Source organism: Streptomyces sp. NPDC047130 (genome assembly GCF_040643475.1).
GTDB lineage: Bacteria > Actinomycetota > Actinomycetes > Streptomycetales > Streptomycetaceae > Streptomyces.
The window spans coordinates 156,490-175,556 of record NZ_JBEYUK010000015.1 but is presented as its reverse complement, the minus strand read 5'-3'; the positions used below and the strand labels follow the sequence as shown (position 1 = coordinate 175,556).

Annotated in this window: 16 protein-coding genes and 1 tRNA gene; 8 read left to right on the top strand and 9 right to left on the bottom strand. The window is 70.7% G+C overall.

Translation table 11 applies throughout. The features are described from left to right. From ABZ836_RS19685 to ABZ836_RS19665, 5 genes are all read left to right on the top strand, one after another. A partial coding sequence (locus ABZ836_RS19685; protein ID WP_361143825.1) for a DUF4246 domain-containing protein occupies positions 1 to 1,122 on the top strand: 1,122 nt, incomplete at its 5' end. A gap of 57 nt (positions 1,123 to 1,179) precedes the next feature. Continuing rightward, positions 1,180 to 1,371 carry a DUF6011 domain-containing protein gene (locus ABZ836_RS19680; protein ID WP_356130932.1) on the top strand — a complete coding sequence of 64 codons (192 nt, stop codon included), beginning with the start codon at positions 1,180 to 1,182 and terminating at the stop codon, positions 1,369 to 1,371. Positions 1,372 to 1,491: 120 nt separating this feature from the next. Next, positions 1,492 to 1,836, top strand: a complete 345-nt coding sequence (locus ABZ836_RS19675; RefSeq protein WP_356130934.1) for a chorismate mutase — start codon at positions 1,492 to 1,494, stop codon at positions 1,834 to 1,836. Between the two features lie 91 nt (positions 1,837 to 1,927). After that, positions 1,928 to 4,411, top strand: a complete 2,484-nt coding sequence (gene pepN, locus ABZ836_RS19670; protein ID WP_361143822.1) for an aminopeptidase N — start codon at positions 1,928 to 1,930, stop codon at positions 4,409 to 4,411. Between the two features lie 367 nt (positions 4,412 to 4,778). Beyond that, positions 4,779 to 6,119 (top strand): SidA/IucD/PvdA family monooxygenase, encoded by a 1,341-nt coding sequence (locus ABZ836_RS19665; protein ID WP_361143819.1) that lies wholly within the window; start codon positions 4,779 to 4,781, stop codon positions 6,117 to 6,119. 109 nt (positions 6,120 to 6,228) lie between these two features. Here ABZ836_RS19665 and ABZ836_RS19660 read toward each other — a convergent pair whose 3' ends face one another. Beyond that, entirely contained in the window at positions 6,229 to 8,061 is a 1,833-nt protein-coding gene (locus tag ABZ836_RS19660; RefSeq protein WP_361143816.1) for a 5'-nucleotidase C-terminal domain-containing protein, read from the bottom strand. A 160-nt stretch (positions 8,062 to 8,221) separates the two neighbouring features. On the opposite strand from ABZ836_RS19660, the gene ABZ836_RS19655 reads away from it, so the two are divergent. Then, positions 8,222 to 8,920 carry an SIMPL domain-containing protein gene (locus ABZ836_RS19655; RefSeq protein ID WP_361143813.1) on the top strand — a complete coding sequence of 233 codons (699 nt, stop codon included), beginning with the start codon at positions 8,222 to 8,224 and terminating at the stop codon, positions 8,918 to 8,920. 135 nt (positions 8,921 to 9,055) lie between these two features. Then, on the top strand, positions 9,056 to 10,480 hold the full coding sequence (gene pyk / locus ABZ836_RS19650) for a pyruvate kinase (protein WP_356130944.1): 1,425 nt from the start codon (positions 9,056 to 9,058) through the stop codon (positions 10,478 to 10,480). A gap of 3 nt (positions 10,481 to 10,483) precedes the next feature. Here pyk and ABZ836_RS19645 read toward each other — a convergent pair whose 3' ends face one another. Both ABZ836_RS19645 and ABZ836_RS19640 read right to left on the bottom strand, forming a co-directional pair. After that, on the bottom strand, positions 10,484 to 11,272 hold the full coding sequence (locus ABZ836_RS19645; protein WP_361143810.1) for a helix-turn-helix domain-containing protein: 789 nt from the start codon (positions 11,270 to 11,272) through the stop codon (positions 10,484 to 10,486). A gap of 84 nt (positions 11,273 to 11,356) precedes the next feature. Continuing rightward, positions 11,357 to 11,439: transfer RNA gene (locus ABZ836_RS19640), tRNA-Leu, on the bottom strand. Positions 11,440 to 11,535: 96 nt separating this feature from the next. Between ABZ836_RS19640 and ABZ836_RS19635 the strand changes: the two genes are divergently transcribed. After that, positions 11,536 to 12,186 carry a response regulator gene (locus ABZ836_RS19635; RefSeq protein WP_361143807.1) on the top strand — a complete coding sequence of 217 codons (651 nt, stop codon included), beginning with the start codon at positions 11,536 to 11,538 and terminating at the stop codon, positions 12,184 to 12,186. 91 nt (positions 12,187 to 12,277) lie between these two features. Here ABZ836_RS19635 and ABZ836_RS19630 read toward each other — a convergent pair whose 3' ends face one another. The 6 genes from ABZ836_RS19630 to ABZ836_RS19605 all read right to left on the bottom strand — a co-directional run bounded on the left by ABZ836_RS19630 (position 12,278) and on the right by ABZ836_RS19605 (position 19,031). Next, positions 12,278 to 12,994, bottom strand: coding sequence for an ABC transporter ATP-binding protein (locus ABZ836_RS19630; RefSeq protein ID WP_356130949.1), 717 nt, complete (start codon positions 12,992 to 12,994; stop codon positions 12,278 to 12,280). Next, entirely contained in the window at positions 12,991 to 13,893 is a 903-nt protein-coding gene (locus ABZ836_RS19625) for an ABC transporter ATP-binding protein (RefSeq protein WP_361143804.1), read from the bottom strand. The genes ABZ836_RS19630 and ABZ836_RS19625 overlap by 4 nt, the downstream gene beginning before the upstream one ends. 5 nt (positions 13,894 to 13,898) lie before the next feature. Beyond that, on the bottom strand, positions 13,899 to 15,728 hold the full coding sequence (locus tag ABZ836_RS19620) for a branched-chain amino acid ABC transporter permease (protein WP_361143801.1): 1,830 nt from the start codon (positions 15,726 to 15,728) through the stop codon (positions 13,899 to 13,901). Between the two features lie 5 nt (positions 15,729 to 15,733). Further along, entirely contained in the window at positions 15,734 to 16,666 is a 933-nt protein-coding gene (locus tag ABZ836_RS19615) for a branched-chain amino acid ABC transporter permease (protein ID WP_356130954.1), read from the bottom strand. Between the two features lie 95 nt (positions 16,667 to 16,761). Continuing rightward, positions 16,762 to 17,988 carry a branched-chain amino acid ABC transporter substrate-binding protein gene (locus tag ABZ836_RS19610; protein ID WP_361143798.1) on the bottom strand — a complete coding sequence of 409 codons (1,227 nt, stop codon included), beginning with the start codon at positions 17,986 to 17,988 and terminating at the stop codon, positions 16,762 to 16,764. Between the two features lie 590 nt (positions 17,989 to 18,578). Continuing rightward, positions 18,579 to 19,031 carry a hotdog fold thioesterase gene (locus tag ABZ836_RS19605; RefSeq protein WP_361143795.1) on the bottom strand — a complete coding sequence of 151 codons (453 nt, stop codon included), beginning with the start codon at positions 19,029 to 19,031 and terminating at the stop codon, positions 18,579 to 18,581. Positions 19,032 to 19,067: the final 36 nt, after the last annotated feature.

Genomic DNA, 19,067 nt, shown 5'->3' with positions numbered 1-19,067 from the left:
GACGCGGAGAAGGACTGGCACCCCGGCTCCGACGGCCAGGTGCTCGACCTCGTGCACCCGTCGCTCTTCTGCCTCGTCCGCGAGGTGAGCGGCGGATTCGAGCGGGCCTGGCGGCGGCCGGAGACATACGGCCCCGGGTACGAGTTCTCCGAGCGGTTCCAGTGGCTGCCCACGGACGTCGAGGTCGGCGAGGACGGCCGCGTCGCCTTCCGCTCGTACGTCAACAACGTCCACCCGGAGGACCACCGCGACCTCGCCGCCGTCCTGCCCGACCTGTTCGCCCGCGTGCGCCCGCTGTTCGAGAACGTGCTCACCGACCTCCACAACCCGCGGCCCCCGCGGATCGAGGCCGACCCCTACTCCTGGTACGACGCCACCGAGCCGGCCGAGCCCGAGGACGAGGACGACGAGGAGGCCCAGGAAGCGTGGGAGGAGGCCATGGACGAGTGGTACGAGAACCGCCGCCCGGCCGTCCCCGACGCGCCCGCGTACGACCCGCAGGCCGTGCCCGACGTGGTCGACCGCGTCGACCTGCGCGGCCGCGACCTCCAGGTCATCGTCAAGCTCGCCACCATCCACCTCACCCCGGACAAGCCCGAGTACGCCGGAGGCTCCTGGCACGTCGAGGGCATGCAGAACGAGCGGATCGTCTCCACCTGCCTCCTCTACTGGGACAACGAGAACATCACCGAGAGCCGCCTGAGCTTCCGCACCGCCGTCGACGAACCGGCCTACGAGCAGAGCGACGACACCGGGATCGGCGAGGTCTACGGCCTGGAGAACGAGGGCCCGCTGAACCAGGTGCTCGGCTCCGCCGCCACCCCGGCCGGCCGCTGCCTGGCGTTCCCCAACATCCTCCAGCACCGCGTCGCGCCGTTCCGCCTCGAGGACCCCTCCCGGCCCGGGCACCGCAAGATCCTCGCCTTCTTCCTCGTCGACCCCACCCAGCGCATCGTCTCCACCTCCGACGTGCCGCCGCAGCAGCCGTGGGCCGACACCTCCACCATGACCCTGGAGGAGGCCAGGACCTACCGCGACGAACTGATGAAGGAACGCAAGTTCTTCGTCGACGAGCACAACCAGCAGATCTACGAGCGCGAGTTCAGCCTCTGCGAGCACTGACGGACCCCTTCCGGCCCTCGGTCGTGCGACTCCGGCCGGAGGGGGCACACTGGTGCCGTGCCGCATCAGCAGGAAGCACTGACCGACCCGCCGCCGGGCCTCCCGCGGCGGGTGTGGTGCCGCCTGTGCGGCTCCGAGCTGCGGGACGCGGAATCGCGCCGCAGGGGCTTCGGACCGGAATGCGACCCCGACCGCCGGTTCGAGCACCGCTCCCACGACGTGGAGCAGGAGCCACTGCCGGGCCTGTGACCGTGGCCCCGGCCGGCCGGACGGCCAGGTGGGGCGACCGCCGCGCCGAAACCCGGCGCCCCGCCCACACTGTGGGACCGCGCCGCCGCCCGCACACCGCGACGCCTACAGTGATCGACCATGACGACCAGCAACAACGCCCCCGTCGACCCCACCGTCCGCGAAGAGCTCCACCGGCTCCGCGACAGCATCGACAACATCGACGCCGCCGTCGTCCACATGCTCGCCGAACGGTTCAAGTGCACCCAGCAGGTCGGCTTCCTCAAGGCCAAGCACCAGCTGCCCCCCGCCGACCCGGCGCGCGAGGCGGAGCAGATCGCCCGGCTGCGGCGGCTCGCCGAGAACGCCAAGCTGGACCCCGCCTTCGCGGAGAAACTCCTCAACTTCATCATCGCCGAGGTCATCCGGCACCACGAACGCATCGCCGAGCAGGCGGACGACCCCGCCGACGACACCCCGGCCTGACCCCCGTGCGCCCCGCCGCCCACCGCGCGCACGGGGCAACGAGGGCGCAACCCCCCTGCGCCCGGCACCCCTCATCAGGCAGCATGTGCCCATGTCCGTACTGACGCGCGACGAAGCGCAGACCCGAGCAGACCTCCTCACGGTCGAGCACTACACCGTGGAACTCGACCTCACCACCGGCGAGGACACCTTCGACTCACGGACCACCGTCCGGTTCACCGCCCGCGCCGCCGCGGACACCTTCGTCGAACTCAAGCCCGCCGAACTGCGCTCCGCCACGCTCGACGGACACCCGCTCGACCCCGCCACCCTCGACGACAACCGGCTCCCCCTGCGCGGCCTCACCGCCGGCGACCACGAACTGGTCGTCGACGCCGCGATGCGCTACTCCCGCACCGGCGAGGGCATGCACCGCTTCACCGACCCCACCGACGGCAAGACCTACGTCTACACGCAGCTCTTCCTCGACGACGTCCAGCGCGTCTACGCCGCCTTCGACCAGCCCGACCTCAAGGCCGCCTTCGACGTCACCGTCAAGGCCCCTGAGGGCTGGACCGTCCTCGCCAACAGCCGCACCACCCACGACGGCAACGGCACCTGGACCGCCGCCACCACCCCCGCCATCTCCACCTACCTGCTGGCCGTCGCCGCCGGCCCCTGGCACTCCGTCCGCACCCAGCACCGCGGACTCCCCTTCGGCATCCACTGCCGCGCCAGCCTCGCCCCCCACCTCGACACCGACGCCGACGAGATCCTCGGCATCACCACCCGCTGCTTCGACCGATACCACGCCAAGTTCGACGAGCCCTACCCCTTCGACTCCTACGACCAGGCCTTCGTCCCCGAGTTCAACGCCGGCGCCATGGAGAACCCCGGACTCGTCACCTTCCGCGACGAATTCGTCTACCGCTCCGCCGTCACCGACACCGAACGCCAGACCCGCGCCATGGTCATCGCCCACGAGATGGCCCACATGTGGTTCGGCGACCTCGTCACCCTCCGCTGGTGGGACGACATCTGGCTCAACGAGTCCTTCGCCGAGTACATGGGCTACCAGACCCTCGTCGAGGCCACCCGCTTCGACGACACCTGGACCGAGTTCGCCGTCGCCCGCAAGAGCTGGGGCTACGACGCCGACCAGCGGCCCTCCACCCACCCCGTCGCCCCCGACGACGTCCCCGACACCGCCGCCGCACTCCTCAACTTCGACGGCATCTCCTACGCCAAGGGCGCCAGCGCCCTGCGCCAGCTCGTCACCTGGCTCGGCGAGAAGGACTTCCTGGCCGGCATCAACACCCACTTCGCCCGCCACAGGTTCGCCAACGCCACCCTCGCCGACTTCCTCGACTCCCTCGCCGCCCACACCGACCGCGACGTCCACGCCTGGGCCGACGCCTGGCTGCGCACCACCGGCGTCGACACCCTCACCGCCACCGTCGACACCGCCCCCGGCCGCTGGAGCCTCGCCCTCGGCCACCGGGGAAGCCGCCCCCACCGCATCACCGTCGGCGTCTACGACCGCGTCCTCGGCGCCGACCGCACCCTGGTCCTGCGCGAACGCCACGAGACCGACGTCCCCGGGGAGCCCGAGAGCCACAACGGCGTCCGCCCCGCCCTCGTCGTCCCCAACGACCACGACCAGACCTACGCCAAGATCCGCCTCGACGAGGACTCCCTGGAAACCACCCTGAGAGGCCTCTCCCAGGTCCCCGACGGCCTCACCCGCGCCGTCCTGTGGAACACCCTGCGCGACATGGTCCGCGACGGCGAACTCGACCCCTTCGACCACCTCGCCACCGCGAGCGCCCACCTCCCCGAGGAGACCGACCTCGCCATCGTGCAGGGCGTCCTCACCTTCGCCCGCGGCCAGATCGCCGACCGCTACCTCCCCCTCGAACGGCGCGCCGAGGCCCTCACCCTCATCGGGGAACTCTGCCGCGACCTGCTGCGCCGCACCGAGGACGGCTCCCAGCCCGGCCTGCGCCTCACCGCCGTCCGCCACCGCATCGACAGCGCCCAGCGCGCCGACACCCTCACCGCCTGGCTCGCCGACGACACCGTCCCCGGCGGACCCGAACTCGACCCCGCGCTGCGCTGGCGCATCCTCGCCCGCCTCGCCGTCCTCGGCGCCGTCGACGAGTCCGACGTCGCCCGGGAACTCGAACGGGACCCCACCGCCACCGGGCAGGAAGGCGCCGCCCGGTGCCGCGCCGCCTTCCCCGACGCCGACGCCAAGAAGCGTGCCTGGGAGGCCATGTTCCTCGGCGACGACCTGTCCAACTACCTGTTCACCGCCACCGCGCAGGGCTTCTGGCAGCCCGAACAGGCCGACCTCACCGCCGAGTACGTCACCCGCTGGTTCACCGACGCACCCGCCGTGGCCCGCCGTCGCGGCCCCGCCATCGCCGAGGCCGCCGGACACCACGCCTTCCCCGCCCACGCCGTCGACCAGGACACCCTCGACCGCGGCCACGCCTGCCTCGACAGCGACGACATCACCCCCGCACTGCGCCGCAGACTCGCCGACCAGCTCGACGACCTCGCCCGCGCCCTGCGCGTCCGCACCACCGACTGACCCGGCCCGCGCCCCGCCCGACCCGGTCCGGGCGGCTGGTTCGCCCCGGTCAGGGCCGCAGGCCGACAAGGCCCGCGCCGCCGCCTGCCCGGTCCGGTCCGGGCCGCCGGCTCCACCCGGCCCGGGCCGCCGGCTCGACCCGGCCCGGACCGCCGGCTCCACCCGGCCCGGGCCGCCGGCTCGACCCGGCCTGGGCCCGGTCGGGCCCGGACCGCCGGCTCCACCCGGGCCGGACCGCCGGCTCGACCCGGCCCGGACCGCCGGCTCGACCCGGTCCGGGCCGCCCGGAGGACGCGGGGCCCGCCCGCCCCGCGTCCCCGCACCACCACGGTCGTTAACCCTCCGAGCCCCCACGGAGGACGACCCCATGACACACCCCGCCCCGGACGAGACCCCCCGCGACCTCGTCGGCATCGGCATCGGCCCCGCCAACCTCTCCCTCGCCGCCCTCGCCCAGCCCCTCGGCCGGCTCGACACCGCCTTCTACGAACGCCGCCCCGGCTTCGACTGGCACCCCGGCCTCCTCATCGACGGCACCACCCTCCAGGTGCCGTTCCCCGCCGACCTGGTCACCCTCGTCGACCCCACCAGCCCGTGGACCTTCCTCAACCACCTCAGGGCCCGCGACCGCCTCTTCCCCTTCTACTTCGCCGAACGCTGGCACATCCACCGCGCCGAGTACGACGCCTACTGCCGCTGGGTCAGCGAGAACCTCCCCGGCCTCCACTTCCGCCACCAGGTCGACACCATCCGCTGGAACCCCCACCGCGCCCTCTTCGAGGTCGACCACACCCGCCTCGACGCACACGGCCACCCCCACAGCCGGCACCGCACCCCCACCCGGCACATCGCCATCGGCATCGGCACCGAACCCCACGTCCCCGCACCGCTCCGCCCCCTCGCCGACGACCCGGACACCCCCGTCCTCCACTCCGCCGACTACCTCCACCACCGCGACACCCTGCTCGACGCCCACCACGTCACCGTCATCGGCACCGGGCAGTCCGGCGCCGAGATCTTCCTCGACCTCCTCCGCCACCGCCCCGCCGGCCGGGAGAACCTCCACTGGACCGGCCGCACCCCCGCGTTCGCCCCCATGGAGTACTCCAAACTCGGGCTCGAACACTTCACCCCCGACTACACCCGCTACTTCCACCAGCTCGACGAACCCGTCCGCGACCACCTCGTCGCCGGCCAGTGGCAGCTCCACAAGGGCATCGACACCGACACCATCACCGCCATCCACGACGAGCTGTACCGCCGCACCCTCGACGGCGGATGGCCCGACACCCGCCTCACCCCCGCGGTCGAGGTCCGCACCGCCCACCGGCCGCCCGGCGGACCCATCCACCTCGGCCTCGAACACACCCAGCAGCACACCCGCACCACCGTCCGGACCGACGCCGTCGTCCTCGCCACCGGCTACCGCCGGCGCCCCCTCGACGACCTCCTCACCGGCCTCGCCCCCCACCTCGCCCGCGACGCCGCCGGCCGCCCCCAGATCGACGACCACTACCGGCTCCGCCTCGACCCCGCCATCACCGGCGACGTCTACGTCCAGAACGCCGAACTCCACACCCACGGCGTCGGCGCCCCCGACCTCGGCCTCGTCGCCTGGCGCAGCGCCACCATCCTCAACGCCCTCACCGGCAAGGAGGTCTACCGCCTCCCCACCCGCACCGCCTTCACCACCTTCGGCCTCCGCTGAGCCCGTCCCGCCCCCAGGGCCCGGAAACGCCGGCGGCGCCGACGGGGAGAACCCGCCGGCGCCGCGCCGCCCACCCGGCCGTCCTCGACGACCCCCGCGCGGCGAGGGGTCAGAAGACCGGAACGCCGTCCCGCGTCAGACGCCAGTCCACCGACGCGAAGTCCTCCGGGTCCAGCACACCCTTCGCCGTCACCCACTCCGCGATCCGCGTCCGGATCTCCGTCGACTCCGCCCACACCTCCGGCGCCGACGCCACGTGCGGATACGCGCTGCCGCCGTTCGCCCGGTAGTTGTTCACCGCCAGCACGAACCTCGCGTCCGCCGCCACCGGGGCGCCCTCGAACGTCAGGTTCCTGATCCGTGAACCCGCCGGCTGCGCGATGTCGATGTCGTACCGCACGCCCGACACGTAGTCGTACGCGTAGTCCGGACGGTTGCCCGCGTTGGTCAGCGCGTCCACGTCCACCGGAGCACCCGGCGCGACCCGCGCGTAGTACTCCGCCGAGAACTCCAGGTAGTCCTTCAGCTGCGCCCCCGTCAGGACCTTCGCCACCAGCGTGTTGTCGTACACGTACAGGCTCGACAGGTCCCGGATCGTCACCTCGCCCGCCGGGATCTGGGACGTCCGCGAGAACGGCGACGCCTGCGCCACCACCGGCAGCGAGGCGTACTCCGTGCCGGCCAGCGCGGCCCGCACCACGTCCTCCTGCACCTTGGCGATCAGGTCGATGATCGGCTCGTCCTTGTAGCGGGCCTCCGCCGTCGTCAACGTCACCGTGGCCGTGCCCACCACCTGGTTGACGTACTCGACGACCGCGTCGTGCTGCTCCTGGAGCAGCGCCACGATGGCCGGATCCTCGGCCGCGTCCCTGGAGTCGCGCAGCGACGCCCTCACCGACTCCACCGACCAGCGGCCCTTCGCGAAGACCAGCTCGATGTCGAACAGCGACAGCCGCTCACCCCACATCAGCGGCTCGGACAGCACGACCTCCCTGCCCGACCTCTCGTTCACCACCCGCAGCTCGGCGATCTCCTTGTGGGCGTGACCCACCAGGATCGCGTCGATGCCCGGCACCAGACGCGCCACGTTCGCCGCCGAGTTCTCCACGTACGGCAGCTGGTCGCTCCACGAGGACGTGCCCGAGGTGCCCGAGTGCGCGGAGACGATCACCACGTCCGCGCCCATCGCCCGCAGCTTCGGCACCCACAGCGCGGCCTGCTCCTCCAGGCCCGGGAACTTCAGCCTGCCCTGCACGTACGCCTTGTCCCAGATCGCGATGCCCGGGTTGGTCAGCCCCAGGACCGCCACCTTCACCGGGCGGGCGGAACCGGGGACGTGGAAGGACTTGAGGAAGTACGGGGGGAACGCCGGCTTCAGCGTCGTCGCGTCCACCGCGTTCGCGCCCAGCAGCGGGAAGTCGCACTGCGACTCGAACTTCCGCAGCAGCTCGATGCCGTAGTTGAACTCGTGGTTGCCCAGCGCCACCGCGTCGTAGCCGATGCTGTTCATCGCCCGCGCCATCGGATGCACCGGCCCGCCCTCGGCGGTGATCGGGTCGACCTTCGCGTAGTAGTACGTCAGCGGGGTGCCCTGGATCGTGTCACCCGCGTCGATCAGCATCGTCCGGCCGGCGCCCTTCTCCGCCCGCACCTCCTTCACCAGGGAGGAGATCCGCGCCAGACCCAGCGCGTTGCCCGCCGCGTCCTCGAACTGGGCGTCCTTGTAGTAGTCCCAGTTGAAGACGTTGCCGTGCAGGTCCGTCGACCCCATCACCGTCAAGGAGAAACGCTTCCCCGGACGGCCACCGGCCGCCGACGGGCCGTCCACCGGAGCAGCCTGAGCGGCCGGAACCCCCATCGCACCTCCCGCCAGCGCCACACCCGCACCCGTCACCGCGGACTTCTTCAGAAACTTCCGGCGATCCAACGCTTCCAACGCCATGCTCCCGCACCTTCCCCACAACACTGCCGACGCGCCCTGGCCCACGCTCCTGCCAACGCGCGTAGATTCTTCACCACCCGACCCCGCCGCCGACAGGTCCACCAGGTTGCGATCCGGTAAGCGACGGACGACTGTCCGAGGGCCCTGGCATGGTGACCCCATGACCGCCGAACCCGTCATCGAGCACCCCCGCATAGCCGTCCGCGGCGAGGCCCACCTCGAGGTCGACCCCGAGGTCGCCCGCCTCGTCCTCACCGTCACCGCCCGCGGCACCGACCGGCGCGACGCCGTCACCAACCTCACCCGGCGCAACAACACCGCCCTCGAACTCGTCAAGAGCTACGGCGACGCCGTCACCCACGTCGAGACCGGGGCCTTCTCCATCACCCCCGAACTCAGCCAGCGCGGCCGCGGCGAACGCATCCGCGCCTACCACGGCCGCGTCGTCCTCACCGCCGAGATCACCGACTTCACCGTCCTCGGCGAACTCACCACCCGCCTCGCCGACCTCGACCACACCAGCGTCAACGGCCCCTACTGGCAACTGACGACCAACTCGCCCGCCCGCCGCCGCGCCCGCCAGGAAGCCGTCCGCCAGGCCGTCGCCCGCGCCCGCGAGTACGCCGAGGCGCTCGGCACCACCCTCACCGGCGTCGTCGACGTCGCCGACGTCGGCGCCGACAACACCGGCGCCGGCGCCACCGTCCGCGGCGCCGCACCGCCCCTCTTCGGCGCCCCTCCGCCCCCGGCCGGCGCCGCCGGAGCGGCCGCCCCGCCCGCCCTGGACCTCGAACCGCGCCGGCAGCACGTCCACGCCCAGGTCAACGCGCGGTTCACCATGGCCCCGCCCACGCTGTGAGGAGGCGCCCGGCGGGCGGTCGGCCAGGCCCCATTTATCGAACCCTCATTCACCCCAACAGCACGTCCCGTACAGGTTGTTGAACAGAACCCCGACGAGAATGGCCTACCCGCCGGTAGGCCCTAGGGTCGGACCATGCGCCGAGCAAAAATCGTCTGCACCCTCGGGCCTGCCACCCACGCCTACGACCGCGTCAAGGCACTCGTCGACGCCGGCATGGACCTGGCCCGCTTCAACCTCAGCCACGGCGACCACGCCGAACACGAGGAGCGCTACCGCCGCGTACGCCAGGCCGCCGACGAAACCGGCCGCAGCGTCGGCACCCTCGCAGACCTCCAGGGACCCAAGATCCGCCTCGGCAGCTTCCGCGAGGGCCCCGTCCTCCTCGAACGCGGCGACGCCTTCACCATCAGCGTCGAACCCGACGCCCACGGCGACCGCCATCTCTGCGGCACCACCTACCAGGGCCTCGCCAACGACGTCGCCACCGGCGAGCGCATCCTCGTCGACGACGGCAAGGTCACCCTGGAGGTCCGCGGCATCGAAGGCCCGCTGATCCACACCACCGTCGTCGAAGGCGGCATGGTCTCCGACCACAAGGGCCTCAACCTCCCCGGCGTCGCCGTCTCCGTCCCCGCCCTCTCCGACAAGGACGAGGCCGACCTGCGCTGGGCGCTGCGCACGGGCTTCGACGTCATCGCCCTCTCCTTCGTGCGCAGCGCGCTCGACATCAAGGACGTCCACCGCATCATGGACGAGGAGGGGCGCCGGCTCCCCGTCATCGCCAAGATCGAGAAGCCGCACGCGGTCGAGAACATCGAGGAGATCGTCGCCGCGTTCGACGGCATCATGGTCGCCCGCGGCGACCTCGGCGTCGAACTGCCGCTGGAACAGGTGCCGATCGTGCAGAAGCGGGCGATCAAGCTCGCCAAGCGGAACGCCAAGCCGGTGATCGTCGCCACCCAGATGCTGGACTCGATGATCGACAACTCGCGCCCCACGCGCGCCGAGGCCTCCGACGTCGCCAACGCGGTCATCGACGGCACCGACGCGGTGATGCTCAGCGGCGAGACCAGCGTCGGCAAGTACCCCGTGGAGACGGTGCTGACCATGGCGCGCATCGTCGAGGCGGCGGAGGAGGACATCCTCGCCAAGGGGCTCCCGCCGCTGACCGAGCGGAACAAGCCCCGCACCCAGGGCGGGGCGGTGGCCCGCGCGGCGGCGGAGATGGGCGACTTCCTCGGCGCGAAGTTCCTGGTCGCCTTCACACAGTCCGGCGACACGGTGCGGCGGCTCTCCAGGTACCGCTCGCCGATCCCGGTCCTCGCCTTCACCCCCGAGCCGGCGACGCGCTCCCAGCTCAGCATGACCTGGGGCGTGGAGACGTTCCTCGGCCCGCACGTCGACTCCACGGACGCGATGGTCGAACAGGTCGACGAACTGCTGCTGAAGTACGGGCGCTGCCGCAAGGGGGACATCGTGGTCATCACGGCGGGGTCGCCGCCGGGGGTGTCCGGGACGACCAACCTGGTCCGGGTCCACCACATCGGCGAGGACTGAGCCTCAGTACTTGGGCCCGACGTGGGCGTCCATCAGTGCGACGGAGGCCTTGCGGGCGACGGAGACGTTGAAGGGGTTTCCGCCGCGGGCGCAGATCCTCCACTCGACGCCGACGAGGTCGAGGGCCTCGCAGTACAACTGCCGGATGTCGTCCGACTTGTTGGCGAAGAAGTAGCGCGGGTACTCGTAGCGCTTGGGCTCCCCGCCCACGACACGTGTCGTCCAGTTGGTGACGCGGCACCCGTCGGAGTGGGTCAGGCCCCGGACGAACTCCCACGGGTGCGCGGCCACGATCGCTCGCTGCCACGGCTCCAGCGCGATACGGCGCTCGTGCTTCTTGCCGGGGCCGTGCTGGGGGAACAGGCAGTACAGATGCCGCGAGTACACCTTCACGTTGCTGCAGCCGGTTCGCCGGACCCGGCAGACCCCGTTGCCGGGGAAGACCGCGCGCATCGCGGCCTCGCACTCGTCCATGAGGCCCGGCCATGACGCGGTGCACGTGATCATCAGGTTCGGCACCCGGTGCTGCGAGTAGTGGCTGATGTGACCGTCGCCGAGGTAGAGGCCCAGCAGGTAGCCGTAGGCGGCGTGGTCGAGGTCCCGGCCGTCGCAGCGCGGGCAGGTGGAGGCACCGCGCCCGGGGCACTCGCCGCGTGCGGCGCGATCCCTGTGCTTCCAGTAACCGACGGTGCCCGTGGGGACCTTCAGCGCACGGGCCACCTCCGCGTTGCGGCTGCCGCCCCGGAGCAGCGTCAGGGCCTTCTGTCGCACTTCGGTGCTGTAGTGGGTCATGTGTTCACGGTGCGTGACCCGGCGGGAGCCGGCACAGCAAAAAGCGGATGTTCACTCGGAAGTGAACATCCGCTCGATGCGAGGTGCCGGGTGCGGGATTCGAACCCGCACGTCCTTTCGGACAGATGTGTTTGAGACATCAGCGTCTGCCGTTCCGCCAACCCGGCAGGTCGACCGCTAGGAGTGTACCGGCTGACATGGCGAGCCCGCAGCTAGGTAGGCTGCGGAGCAGCAGTACCCTGCCTGAGCGCCGAGGAGCCAGTGTGACCGCCCCCGAGTCCCCGCAGCCCGTTGACGACGACGACAAGTCGCACGTCCCCCCGCAGACCACCCGCGTGGTCATCGCCGAGGACGAGGCTCTGATCCGGCTGGATCTCAAGGAGATGCTGGAGGAGGAGGGGTACACGGTCGTCGGCGAGGCCGGGGACGGCGAGCGGGCCGTGGAGCTGGCGCGGGAGCACCGCCCGGACCTGGTGATCCTGGACGTGAAGATGCCCAAGCTGGACGGCATCTCCGCCGCGGAGAAGATCGCCGAGGAGTCCATCGCCCCGGTCCTGATGCTGACCGCCTTCTCGCAGCGCGAGCTGGTGGAGCGTGCGCGGGACGCCGGCGCCATGGCGTACCTGGTGAAGCCGTTCTCCAAGAGCGACGTCGTCCCGGCCATCGAGATGGCGGTGTCGCGGTTCACGGAGATGAAGGAGCTGGAGAAGGAGATCGCCGATCTCTCCCAGCGGCTGGAGACCCGCAAGCTGGTGGACCGCGCGAAGTCGATCCTGCAGACCGAGTACGGGCTGACCGAACCGGCCGCGTTCCGGTGGATCCAGAAGACGTCGATGGACCGCCGGATGTCGATGCAGCAGGTCGCGGAGGCGGTCATCGCCGACTCCGAGGAGAAGAAGGCCGGCCGCGCCTGAGAGCCGGCGGCGCGAGCGACGGACGAGGCCCGTCCCCCTGGAGTCCAGGGGGACGGGCCTCGTCGTGTGCCGGGTGCCGGCGGGCGCGGGGTCAGTCCTCGCCGAGGTAGGCCTTGCGGACGGACTCGTCGTGCAGGAGTTCCTGGCCCGTGCCGGTGAGGGTGATCCTGCCGACCTCCATCACGTAGCCCTGGTCGGCGAGGGAGAGCGCGGCCTGCGCGTTCTGCTCGACGAGCAGGATGGTGGTGCCCTGGGACCTCAGCTCGGTGATGGTCGCCATGATCTTCTGCATCATGATCGGCGAGAGGCCCATGGAGGGCTCGTCGAGCATCAGCAGCTTGGGCTGGGACATCAGCGCGCGGCCCATGGCGAGCATCTGCTGCTCGCCGCCGGAGAGGGTTCCGGCGGCCTGGCGGCGGCGTTCCCCGAGGATGGGGAAGAGGTCGTAGGCGCGCTGGATGTCCTTGGCGATGCCCGACTTGTCGTCGCGGAGGTAGGCGCCGAGCCGCAGGTTGTCCTCGATGGACATGCGGGGGAAGATGTGGCGCCCTTCCGGCGAGTGGGCGAGGCCGAGGCTGACCACCTTGTGGGCCGGGACCTTGCGGATGTTCCGGCCGTTGAAGCGGATGGTGCCGCCGGACGGCTTGAGGAGCCCGGACAGGGTCCGCAGGGTGGTGGTCTTCCCGGCGCCGTTGGTGCCGATGAGGGTGACGACCTGGCCGGCGTCCACCTTGAAGGAGATGCCCTTCACGGCTTCGATCTTGCCGTAGGCGACGCGGAGGTCCTCGACCTCGAGGAGTGCGGTCATCGGTCGGTCTCCTTGCCGGGCGCGCTGTCGCCTTCGCCTTCCCGGCCGGTGTTTCCGGCGGCGGCTTCGGCGGCTGCGACTTCTGCTGCTTCTTCGGCGCCGGGGGCGTCCTCGTAGGGTTCGCCGAGGTAGGCGGCGACGACGCGTTCGTCGCTCTGGACGGTGGCGCTGTCGCCCTCGACCAGCTTCTCTCCCTGGACGAGGACGGCGACGCGGTCGCAGAGGTTGAAGATGAACCGCATGTCGTGCTCGATGACGAGGACGGCGATTCCGCGGTCGCGGATGGCGAAGACGAGTTCCTCGGTGGCGCGCGTTTCCTGGGGGTTCATGCCGGCGGTGGGCTCGTCCAGGAGGAGGAGTCCGGGTTCGCTGGCGAGGGCGCGGGCGATTTCCAGCTTTCGCTGCTCGCCGTAGGGGAGATTCCTGGAAAGGTGGTCCCGCTTGTGGGCGAGACCGACGAATTCAAGGAGTTCCATGGCTCGCGCCTCGGATTCCCTTTCCGCCTTCTTGAATCCGGGGCCGCGCAGAAGGGCGGACCAGAGCCCTTCCTTGGTGCGGGTGTGGCGGCCGACGAGAACGTTCTCGAGGACCGTCATGTTGCTGAAGAGGCGGATGTTCTGGAAGGTGCGGGCGATTCCCGCCGCGGTGACCTTGAACGGCTTGGGCGGCAGGACGGTGCCCTTGTAGCGGACTTCGCCCTCGGTGGGGACGTAGAGGCCGGTGAGGCAGTTGAAGAAGGTGGTCTTTCCGGCGCCGTTGGGGCCGATCAGGCCGACGATCTCGCCGCTGTTGACCTGGAGGTCGACGCCGCGGACGGCGGTGAGGCCGCCGAAGCGCATGGTGACGCCGCGTGCGTCGAGCACGGTCTCGCGCTGCTGCGTGATGGTCTCGGTGGTCATGGTGGTCAGGCCCCTGTCTTGCCGAGGACTGTGGGAGCTTCGGCGTCCTCATGGAATTCGAGCTTGCGCCGCCGGTCGGCGACGATGCCTTCGGGGCGGAAGCGCATGATGAGGATGAGTGCCACGCCGAAGGCGAGGAGCTGGAACCTGTCCATGAAGGCCAGCTTGTTGGGGATGAGGTAGAGCAGCGCGCCGCCGATGAGGGGGCCGGCGATGGTGCCCATGCCGCCCATGACGACGGCGGCCAGCAGGAACGCGGAGTTCGGCGGCACGTCGTGGGCGAACTGGTACTGCTCGGGCGTGACGACGAAGGTCACGTGGGCCTGGACCGCGCCGGCGAGGCCGGCGAGGGTGGCGCCGAGGGCGAAGGCGACCAGCTTGACGCGGAAGCCGTTGATGCCCATGGCGAGGGCGGCGGTCTCGTCCTCGCGGATGGCCACCCAGGCGCGGCCGATGCGCGAGTCGCCGCTGCGGCGGAAGACCAGCACGACCACCGCGGTGATCAGCAGCATCAGGAAGAAGTAGTTCGAGAAGCGGCCGAGCGTGATGCCGAAGACCTCGTGGGGGACGCCCAGGTCGAAGCCGAAGATCTTCAGGTCGGGGATGCTGGTGATGCCGTTGGCGCCGTTGGTGATGTCCGGGCCGCTGGTGCCGTCCATGTTGTTGACGGCGATGCGGAAGATCTCACCGAAGCCGAGGGTCACGATGGCCAGGTAGTCGCCGCGCAGCCGCAGGGTGGGCGCGCCGATGAGGACGCCGAAGACCATGGAGGCGATGGCGCCCACGATGATCGCCTGCCAGAACGGCAGGTGGAGGCCGGTGGGGCTGGAGGGGGAGCCGGAAACCAGGGCCGCGGCGTAGGCGCCGACGCCGAGGAAGGCGACGTAGCCGAGGTCGAGGAGGCCGGCGAGGCCGACGACGATGTTCAGGCCCAGGGCGACCGTGGCGAAGATCAGGATGTTGACGCCGAGGTTGGCGTACTGGTCGTTGGTCTGGGTGAACGGGAAGGCGGCCGCGGCGGCGAAGGCTCCGGCGATGGAGACGTTCTGGTGCCGTGCGGTCAGGGCGCTGAGGCGCTGGAGGAGACCGGACTTGGCGAGGGCCGCGGCGCCGAGGATCGCCGTGATCAGGAAGCCGACGAAGAGTTCGTCGTGGTCCGTGCCGATGCCGTAGGTGAAGATGCCGAGGCCGACGGCGAGGGCGGCGGTGATGAGGAGGATCTCGACGTAGCCGGGCAGCTTCCGGGCGGGGGTGAGGTCGCCGGAGGCGAAGGCGGCCTTGACCACGGCCCAGCGCTGGCCGGCGCGGTGCTTGAACTGGTCCCAGCCGGTGTCCTCGGGGTCGGCCGGTTCGCCCTCGGGCCGTGCGAAGGGGAGGGCGAGGGCGCCGAGGAGCGCGAGGAGGCTGGTGGCGGCGACGGCGAAGCCGCCGGGCTCCAGGTTGACCAGGCCGCCGAGGGCCGCGCTGATGGCGAGGACGGCGTACCAGGCGGTCAGGAAGGTGCCGAGGGCCGCGAGGCGGATGGCCGGGTCGGCGCCCGCGGGGGCGAGCCACCGCAGGCCCTTGACGCCGTAGGAGGCCAGGCCGAGGAGGGCGGTGAGGGCGCCTCCGGCGAGGACGAGCCACTGGAGGCCGCCCGGGTAGCCGTAGACGGTGAGGTTGCCGGGGAAGGCGGCGGTCCAGGTCCAGGCCAGGAAGCAGCCGATGACCGTGAGCACGCCGCCGGCGGTGGCCAGGGCGCGGGCTGCGGATGCGGGCAGCGGGACCAGGCGTCCGGTGGGGCGCGCGGTCTCGTCGCCGGAGGTGTTCGGGGTGCTGGTGGTCTGTGTCGTCATTGGTGTCACGCCCTGTCCGCCACGCGCTCGCCGAGCAGGCCCTGCGGCCTGAAGAGGAGCACGAGGATGAGGAGTACGAAGGCCCAGACGTTGGCCCAGGACTGGCCGCCGAGCTGCTCCATGCCGGGGATCTCCGCGATGTAGGCGGTGGAGAGCGCCTCGACGAGGCCGAGGGCGAGGCCGCCGATCATGGCTCCGTAGATGTTGCCGATACCGCCGAGGACGGCGGCGGTGAAGGCCTTGAGGCCGAGGAGGAAGCCCATCTTGGCGCGGACCTCGCCGTACTTGAGGCCGTAGGCGACGGCTCCGACGGCGGCGAAGACGGCGCCGATGGCGAAGGCGACCATGATGATGCGGTCGGTGTTGACGCCCATCAGCTTGGCGGTGTCCGGGTCCTGGGCGGTGGCCTGCATGCCGCGTCCGGTGCGGGTGCGCATGACGAACCAGCCGAGGACGAGCATGCACAGGGGCGCCGCGGCGAGGAGGAAGACGTCGCCGGTCTGCAGGGTGACGCTGCCGATGTGGAAGGGGCCGCCCTCGATCTGGGGGAAGGTGATCGACTTGGTGGCTTCCGGGTAGAGCACCTGGACGGCCTGCTGCAGGGCGATGGAGAGGCCGATGGCGGTGATCAGGGGGGCGAGGCGGGGTGCTCCTCGCAAGGGCCGGTAGGCGAGCCGTTCGGCGCCTATGGCCACGAGCACGGAGGCGATCACGGCGCCGATGAGCATGAGGGGGAGCGCCACGGCGAGGCCGGTGCCGTCGGGCAGGATGTACAGGTAGACGGTGAGGGCTCCGAACCCTCCGATCATGAAGATCTCGCCGTGGGCGAAGTTGATGAGCTGGACGATGCCGTAGACCATGGTGTAGCCGATGGCGACAAGGCCGTACATGGCTCCTAGGAGCAGGCCGTTGACCAGCTGCTGCGGCAGTTCGTTCACCGCATTGCCTCCGAGACTTGGGACGGACAGGGCCGCGCGGGGCGCTGGGTGCAGCGCGCCGCGCGGCCCTGGGTTTGGCGGGTGGGTTGGCGGGGTCAGCCGGTCGTCAGCGTGCCGGACTTCACGGGCGCGTAGGCGCCGTCCTTGACCTGGTAGACGGTCAGCTGCTTGTTGGTGGTGTCACCGAACTCGTCGAAGGAGACCTGGCCGGTCACGCCGTCGAAGCTGATGCCCTGGAGGGCCTCGACGACCTGCTTGCGGGCGTCCTCGGGGAGCTTGCCGTCGTTCTTCTCGACGACGGACTTGACGGCCTCGATGATCGCCCAGGCGGCGTCGTAGGAGTAGCCGCCGTAGGCCTCGTAGGCCTCCTTGTAGCCCTCGGCCTCGTAGTTCGAGATGAACTTCTTGGCGGACTCGAGCTCCTCGAGCGGCGCGCCGACGGAGGTGGCGAAGTCACCCGCGCTGCCCTTGCCGGCGAGCTTGACGTACTCGGGGGAGTAGAGGGCGTCGCCGCCGGCGAAGGCGACCTTGGCGCCGGCGTCCTTGATCTGCTTGCTCAGGGGACCGCCGGCCGGGTACTCGCCGCCGTAGTAGACGACGTCGGCGCCGGAGGACTTGACCTTGGTGGCGACGGCCGCGAAGTCCTTGGACTCGGGGTCGACGTGGTCGGTGCCGACGACCTTGCCGCCGAGCTTCTCGTACTCGGCCTTGAAGGTGGCCGCGAGACCGGCGCCGTAGGTCTTCTTGTCGTCGATGATGAAGGCCTTGCTGAGCTTGGCCTCGTTGTAGATGTACTGGGCGGCGAAGGGGCCCTGGATGGCGTCCGTGGTGGCCGTGCGGAAGTAGGAGGCGAAGGGGCGCTTCTGCTCCTTCTGCCAGTCCAGGCCCTGGGTGAGCGCCGGGTTGGTGTTGGCCGGGGAGATCAGCGCCATGTTGGCGTCGTTGAACACCTTCTGCATGGCCTCGCCGACGCTGGAGTTCAGCGGGCCGACGACACCGAGAACGTCTTCCTTGCCGACGAACGCGGTGGCGTTCTGCTGGCCGGAGGCCGGCTGGGCCTGGTCGTCGCTGGCCTCGATCTTGAAGGTGACGCCTTCGACGTACTTCTCCTTGTTGGCCGTCTTGACGGCCAGGTCGACGGAGTTCTTCATGCCCAGGCCGAGGGCGGCGAGATCGCCCGTGAGGGGGGCGTCGAGGCCGATGGTGACGGTGGTGGCCGACCCGCCGTCGCCGTTGTTGCCCTCGTCGCGAGAGCCGCAGGCGGTGAGGGTGAGCGCTCCCGCCGCCAGCGCGGCGGTCAATGCGAGGAGACGTTGACGCACGTTGTGTCCTTTCCCTGGCACGGCCGTTCCGGTCCGGAGCGCGGCCGAGTCGAGGCGCTGGGCGGATTTGCGATTCCCGGGGCGCGGTGACTGGCGGTGACTCTAGGCGCGAGGTGCTTATAGGGAGGAGTGCCTGACCAAGGATGTGACGCTCTTGTTATGACACGAGGTAATGCAGAGCGGTAAGGAGTGGGTGGAAGAGGTTAATTCCGGCAGGTTCAACCGTTTCGCATGGTGAGAAACCGCAGGGTGGAGCGGTTCGGCGGTCAGGTGTCTTTAGGTTTTGACTCATTACCTGACAGCGTTGTCATGAGGCGGTCGCGGGAAAAGTGAATGGGGCATGCATTTATTTTCCGCGTGTTACACAGCGTTACTCTTCCGGAACAAAGGAGCGCCCCGGTCGTGGTGTACGACCGGGGCGCCCCTTGTGTGCGGTGGCGTGTGCCCGTTGCGTCCGGCGCGTGCGTGCGCGTGCGTGCGCGTCCGGCGCGAGGGTGTGGCGCGCGGGTGTGCTGCCTGGGCGTGGTGCGCGGGTGTGGTGCCTGGGCGAGGCGCGCGGCCTGGCGCCCGGGCGTGGTGCGCGCTGGCGGTCAGGCGTAGCGCAGGAGGCAGGTCAGGCGGGCGCTGCAGACCCGGCGGTCCTGCTCGTCGCTGATCACGACCTCGTAGGTGGCCGTGGAGCGGCCGCGGTGGACCGGGGTGGCGACGCCGGTGACGATGCCGGAGCTCAGGCCGCGGTGGTGCGTGCAGTTGAGGTCGACGCCGACGGCGATCTTGCCCGGGCCGCCGTGCAGCATGGAGCCGACCGATCCGAGCGTCTCGGCGAGCACGGCCGACGCGCCGCCGTGCAGCAGGCCGTACGGCTGGGTGTTGCCCTCGACCGGCATCGTGCCGACGACCCGCTCCGCGGAAGCCTCCTTGATCTCGATGCCCATCCGGGTGCCGAGGTGGCCGGCGGAGAAGAGCGCGGGCAGGTCAACGCCGAGACTGGCGTACTCCTCGACGACTTCCTGCGGGAACTTCACGGTGTTCTGCTCGCCCATGGGGTCGGCTCCAATGCGTTCGGGGAGACCTGGTGC

What these genes read in the sequence shown, in the direction of transcription:
- pepN (WP_361143822.1), top strand. Translation starts at nt 1,928, where the DNA reads ATGTCCGTACTGACGCGCGACGAAGCGCAGACCCGAGCAGACCTCCTC.
- ABZ836_RS19625 (WP_361143804.1), bottom strand. Translation starts at nt 13,893, where the DNA reads ATGACCACCGAGACCATCACGCAGCAGCGCGAGACCGTGCTCGACGCA.
- ABZ836_RS19675 (WP_356130934.1), top strand. Translation starts at nt 1,492, where the DNA reads ATGACGACCAGCAACAACGCCCCCGTCGACCCCACCGTCCGCGAAGAG.
- ABZ836_RS19655 (WP_361143813.1), top strand. Translation starts at nt 8,222, where the DNA reads ATGACCGCCGAACCCGTCATCGAGCACCCCCGCATAGCCGTCCGCGGC.
- ABZ836_RS19665 (WP_361143819.1), top strand. Translation starts at nt 4,779, where the DNA reads ATGACACACCCCGCCCCGGACGAGACCCCCCGCGACCTCGTCGGCATC.
- ABZ836_RS19630 (WP_356130949.1), bottom strand. Translation starts at nt 12,994, where the DNA reads ATGACCGCACTCCTCGAGGTCGAGGACCTCCGCGTCGCCTACGGCAAG.
- ABZ836_RS19660 (WP_361143816.1), bottom strand. Translation starts at nt 8,061, where the DNA reads ATGGCGTTGGAAGCGTTGGATCGCCGGAAGTTTCTGAAGAAGTCCGCG.
- ABZ836_RS19605 (WP_361143795.1), bottom strand. Translation starts at nt 19,031, where the DNA reads ATGGGCGAGCAGAACACCGTGAAGTTCCCGCAGGAAGTCGTCGAGGAG.
- ABZ836_RS19620 (WP_361143801.1), bottom strand. Translation starts at nt 15,728, where the DNA reads ATGACGACACAGACCACCAGCACCCCGAACACCTCCGGCGACGAGACC.
- pyk (WP_356130944.1), top strand. Translation starts at nt 9,056, where the DNA reads ATGCGCCGAGCAAAAATCGTCTGCACCCTCGGGCCTGCCACCCACGCC.
- ABZ836_RS19645 (WP_361143810.1), bottom strand. Translation starts at nt 11,272, where the DNA reads ATGACCCACTACAGCACCGAAGTGCGACAGAAGGCCCTGACGCTGCTC.